The 5470-nt window shown below is 39.7% G+C and carries 5 protein-coding genes and 1 pseudogene; 3 read left to right on the top strand and 3 right to left on the bottom strand.

Annotated elements, in window-relative coordinates:
* The 3 genes and pseudogenes from Q1V93_RS10750 to Q1V93_RS10740 form a co-directional block, all read right to left on the bottom strand.
* Positions 1-1564: pseudogene (locus Q1V93_RS10750) on the bottom strand (hypothetical protein); the annotation flags it as partial.
* A gap of 36 nt (positions 1565-1600) precedes the next feature.
* Positions 1601-2191 (bottom strand): GTP cyclohydrolase I FolE, encoded by a 591-nt coding sequence (folE, locus tag Q1V93_RS10745; RefSeq protein WP_300664551.1) that lies wholly within the window; start codon positions 2189-2191, stop codon positions 1601-1603.
* Between the two features lie 58 nt (positions 2192-2249).
* Entirely contained in the window at positions 2250-2681 is a 432-nt protein-coding gene (locus Q1V93_RS10740; RefSeq protein ID WP_300664549.1) for a 6-carboxytetrahydropterin synthase, read from the bottom strand.
* 270 nt (positions 2682-2951) lie between these two features.
* Between Q1V93_RS10740 and rfaD the strand changes: the two genes are divergently transcribed.
* The 3 genes from rfaD (at position 2952) to Q1V93_RS10725 (ending at position 5324) form a co-directional block, all read left to right on the top strand.
* On the top strand, positions 2952-3917 hold the full coding sequence (rfaD, locus tag Q1V93_RS10735) for an ADP-glyceromanno-heptose 6-epimerase (protein WP_300664547.1): 966 nt from the start codon (positions 2952-2954) through the stop codon (positions 3915-3917).
* Positions 3918-4067: 150 nt separating this feature from the next.
* On the top strand, positions 4068-4451 hold the full coding sequence (locus Q1V93_RS10730; RefSeq protein ID WP_300664545.1) for a VOC family protein: 384 nt from the start codon (positions 4068-4070) through the stop codon (positions 4449-4451).
* Positions 4452-4517: 66 nt separating this feature from the next.
* A complete protein-coding gene (locus Q1V93_RS10725) occupies positions 4518-5324 on the top strand; it encodes an energy transducer TonB (RefSeq protein WP_300664543.1) in 807 nt (268 codons plus the stop codon).
* The last annotated feature ends 146 nt before the right edge of the window (positions 5325-5470 follow it).

Here is a 5470-nt window from a genome sequence, read left to right as displayed (position 1 = left end):
CTGCGTTGTTTGTCTGTAAATCAATTCCTTTCGAAGGATCAAATGTTTGTTTGAATTTCAATTGGTTGAAAGTCAGTTGGAAATCTGCATTGAAAAGCGCGCTGTCGTTGTTGTATGTAACTTCCATCATGCGGGTAATTTCGGGAAGACATTTCAGATCAATGTAATATTGATTGTTGATCAGGTTGAAATACGAGGACGGTAAATCGGAACTGATCAGAAAAGAGGTTTCGTGTTCCGTGCTTTGAGTACTGTCGATGGTGTGCGCGTATGGAACCAGGTAATCAATAATCTTCCCCGTTTTTTCCTGCACATTTCCGTATTGTTTCATGTGACGGAATACCAGTCCGAATTTTTCCTGGAAGGTCATTTTCAATTGATACGCAGGCTGGCGCGTTTTGTTGTTTAAGTAAAACCGGTATTCGAGTAAAAGTTTCGGCTGAAATTGAAGAATGGCAGGAACTTGCTGGTATTGCTGCTCCTTTTTGCCGAGTAGAAAAGTTTCGGTTCCAAGGATCTGCAAGCTCGGATCTCCGAACAAACACTCTTGTTCCGTACAATCCAAAAAGTACAATTTGTTCTCCCAAACCAGGGATACAATCATGTGATTGGCCATGGCAATGGATGGGAAATCATAAGTATCTTTTTTGGCAGATGTTTTTGAGATACTCATGTAAGACTCAAAGCCAAAGGTTTTTAAGAGTTGGTGCAGTAGCATCGACATGTCTTTACAATCGCCGTATTTATTGACAATTGTTTGATTGGCTTGCCGCGGAACCAATGCATTCAATCCGTTTTCAATGTCCAGGTATTGAATATTGTCCTGTACATACGCAAAGCATGCTTTTGCCAGCTCCAGTGATTTCCCTTTTTTGGAAAGATTGATTAAATCCTGCGGAAGAGAAGCAGTGTTTAAAGCTTCATGACCATCCGTTTTATGGAGGAACCAATTGGTAAAGTAAGTGTTGGGCTCGGTTCCTTTCGGGTGAATTAAAAAGTACATCCGTTCCTCATCAGCCTTGAAATCCTGGTTCGTAATGACAAAACGGCCGGATTTCTTTTCTGCACGATGTCTGAATGAAGCTTCAAGATTTGCAGGAAGCGTTACCTCATAGAAAAAATCCTCCGCTTTATGAATCCCGTTTTTGTTGATGTCGGACAAGAAAATAGTTTCCTGTGCGGAAGTGTGGTATTCAAATTTGAAAATACAATGAGGAGGAATCGTAAAGCTGTATGTTCTGACTCCATTAAAAACAGAACCCCAATTAATCGTTGAAACGGTGAAATTTGATTCAAGATTGATCTTTTTCGTTTTTCCGTCTACGATAGCCGAAGCCTGTTTAGAAAGCAGCTTTTCTGTTTCAATGATTGAAAAGTAAAAACGCTGCTGAACATCGGTTTCATTGAACCCTTCAAAATAATTGGAGGTTTGATAGGAATCGATTGAATTCACCAGAACAACAGTCTTTTCAAGCGATAATTTCAATCCTTTCGCCCCAAAAACCGATGAGGCACAAAAAAATGAAATAGTGAAAAGGATCAAAAAAGTAGTGTTTCTAATCATGCGATTGGTGTTTTAAGTTGATTGTGTTTCTTGTATCTAATGTAGTTTCGCCTGTACTAAGTTAATAAACTCTTTTCTGGTTGAATCGTTACTCAGGAATAATCCGGTAAAAGCACTGGAAGTTGTCACCGAGTTTTGTTTCTGAACTCCACGCATCTGCATGCACATGTGCTGGCATTCCATCACAACGGCAACTCCTTTTGGTTTCAGCGTTTCCTGAATGCAATCACGGATTTCGATGGTCAAACGCTCCTGAACCTGTAACCTGCGGCTGAAAGCATCAACTACGCGCGGAATTTTGCTCAACCCAACGATCGTTCCGTTTGGAATATAAGCAACGTGTGCTTTTCCGAAGAACGGAAGCATGTGGTGTTCACACATCGAATAAATCTCGATATCCTTCACGATGACCATTTCCGAATATTCTTCGTGAAATAAGGCACTTTTCAGAATTTCTTCCGGCTTGATCTCGTACCCTTGAGTCAGGAATTGCAATGCTTTTGCAACGCGTTCCGGTGTTTTCAATAATCCTTCACGCTCCGGATTTTCACCGATTTCAGAAAGAATGGATTTGTAAACGGTTGAAATGTTTTGTGTCGTGTCGTCGTTGTATTGAAATTCGCTCATGCTTAAAATGTGTTTTTATGTAAATATTCAAATGTTCAATTTGAACATTTGAACGTGTTTAAAACGGTTCTTTTCCACCGAAGTATTCAACATAATTATTTTCCGTTTCAACCAGTTTGATCTTGCACAATTGTCCGCCGGCTTGCTGAATCGGAGCATCAATCATTTTCCAGATTTCAATTGCCAGGTTTTCAGTCGAAGCCAGTTTTCCTTTTAAAAACGGAACATCCAGATTGAGATTTTTGTGATCCAATGCTTCGATTACAAGGTCTTTGATAATCGTACTCAAATCTTTCAGATTGATCACAAATCCTGTTTCCGGATTTGGTTCGCCCTTAACAGTTACGAACAATTCGAAATTGTGTCCGTGCCAGTTTTTATTGCTGCATTTGCCGAAAACGGCTTCGTTTTTTTCATCCGACCATTCCTCGCGCCATAATTTGTGTGCAGCGTTGAAATGCTCTCTTCGTGTAATGTATACTGTTTCCAAGTCTTGAAAATTGAGTACAAAGGTAAGAAAAATGGATAGAAATGATAAGTATGCTTTGAGAGATACATGATTCAAATTTTTTCGATAATTGAATCCCTGAAAATTGTTCTAGGGTTTATAACCCTAGAAGGGTATTGTCGAAAAAAATGCTTATATTATATACAAGTGCACGCAAGTTTGGTATCGGGAAAGTGTCGGAAAGAATTGACGATTTACCTACTGTTGCCAACAATAAAGATTTCGTAAATTTGCACTTATAAAATTTCACACATGATCGTCATTACAGGAGCAGCAGGTTTTATCGGAAGCTGCATTGCAGGAACATTGAACAGCAAAGGAATCAACAACCTGGTTTTGGTGGATGATTTCTCTAAAACCGAAAAAGCATCCAACCTGGATGGAAAGTTGTTTGTGGCAATGGTTCAGCGTAATGATTTCGATCAGTGGATGAACGAATTCGGTTCGGAAGTTACGTGTGTATTGCACATTGGAGCGCGAACAGATACGACGGAGTTTGACAAAGCGATTTTCGATGAATTGAATGTGGAATATTCCAAAATGGTTTGGAAACATTGTACACATTTCAAGATTCCGTTGGTGTATGCAAGTTCTGCGGCAACTTATGGATTGGGCGAATTCGGTTACGACGATAATGAGGCAGACATGCCGAAATTGCAGCCGCTGAATCCGTACGGATGGTCCAAACAATGGTTCGATATGTGGGCTTTGGAACAAACTGAAACTCCGCCGCATTGGTACGGATTGAAATTCTTCAATGTTTACGGACCGAATGAATACCATAAGGCACGCATGGCATCTGTGATTTTCCATACCTTCAATCAGGTGAAAGAACATGGGGCAATGAAACTCTTCCGTTCCCACAACCCGAATTACACGGATGGCGGACAAATGCGCGACTTTGTTTACGTAAAAGATGTGGTTTCCGTGATCGAATTTTTGATGAAAGGAACTGCGAAATCCGGAATTTACAACCTGGGTTCAGGTAAAGCACGTACATTCCTTGATTTGGCAACAAATACATTTGAGGCTTTAGGAAAAGAAGCTCAGATTTCATTCATCGATACACCGGAAGATATCCGTGATAAATACCAGTATTTTACGGAAGCAAACATGCAGAAGCTGATTGCTCAGGGCTACGATGTTCCGTTCCATACCCTGGAAGAAGGAATTGACGATTACGTGAAAAATTACCTGGTTAAGAGCGAATATATCTGATAGAAGGAGTTCAAGAGTTGGAAAGGTTCAAAGAACTGGACAAAGTGAAAAGATTTTTCATTTGAACAAAAAATCCTTAGCTTGTCAAAGGATGAACATTTTTTGATTATTAGTTGTAACTTGAACACTGTCCATTAATCGTTTTTACAATTGCTAAAATCCGTTCACCATATTGCAATTATCTGCTCGGACTACGAGCGTTCGAAGAGATTTTACACGGAAGTTTTAGGCTTTGAAATCCTGGCTGAAAATTACCGTTCTGAAAGGAATTCGTACAAGTTGGATCTGATCCTGAACGGAGTGTATTGCATTGAATTATTCTCCTTTCCGGAACCACCCAAAAGAATTTCCCGACCAGAGGCAAGCGGACTTCGTCACTTCGCTTTTTCAGTGAATGACATCGAAGCATCCATCAACGAATTGGCATCCAAACAAGTCGCTTGTGAACCGATCCGTATTGATGAATTCACCGGAAAACGCTTCACATTCTTCGAAGACCCGGACGGGCTTCCAATAGAATTAGTGGAGATTTAATGACGAATGCCGAACTGAATATTGAGTATGTAGTTCGTAATAATTTTTTTTGTAGAAACAATGATGATGAAACACCTGTTGACCGCCTTATTAATCCTTGTGAATGGTATGCTGTTCTCTCAGAACAAAAGAGATACTATTTATTTTGACCATGCCTGGAATGTGACTAAAATAAGCGATTCCGTCAAGTATTACCGTATTATCAGGGAGGAAGACAATTTGTACAAGGTTTCAGACTATTACAGGCATTCGGACTCACTTCAAATGACAGGTGCATTTAAAGATTATGCCCAAAAAGTAAAAGAAGGTGAGTTTGTTTACTATGAAAAAAACGGAACTAAATCATCTGTTTACAATTACAAAGACGGAAAACTGCATGGTCTTCAAACGTCGTTTTATGATTCGGGAGCATTGTATAAAACTGAAAATTATGTAAACGGAAATATTTCGGGAAATTTTATTGTTTATTACCAGGACGGGAAACTGAGGCGAAAAGAAACGTATAAAAAAGGGAAACGAACGTTTAAGGCATGTTATCTGCCTAACGGTAAGAAAACAACCTTTTTTGAATACGAGATTGCTGCCGTTTTTCAGAAAGGGCAGGAAAGTATTATTCAGTACATTAAAAAGAATTTGAGATACCCGCAAATAGCCGTTAATGAAGGAATGCAGGGAAAAGTATATATTCAATTTGTGGTATCGGACAGAGGTGCCGTTAAGAATGTAAAAGTTAAAAAATCGACGGGTTATCAAATCCTTGATGATGAAGCGGTTCGTATTATCAAAACGATGCCGGAATGGACACCGGGCAGTATTGATGGAATACCGGTGAATTCCACTTTTTCTCTCCCGGTTTCTTTTAAACTGGATTAGGTGATTCGTAATTTCCTTCAACTGCAACCGCTCGTTTTGGCGTGAAGCGCAAATAAGCCGGTCCTGTTTAGTGCGAATTGCGAAACAGGATTTCTGCATAAATGATGTGCTTTCCGATAATGGTTTCCTCCACCTGGTAAAATGCA

Source organism: Fluviicola sp. (assembly GCF_030151805.1).
GTDB lineage: Bacteria > Bacteroidota > Bacteroidia > Flavobacteriales_D > Crocinitomicaceae > Fluviicola.
Note: the sequence above shows the minus strand (reverse complement) of the source record. Positions and strands in the feature narration are given on the sequence as shown.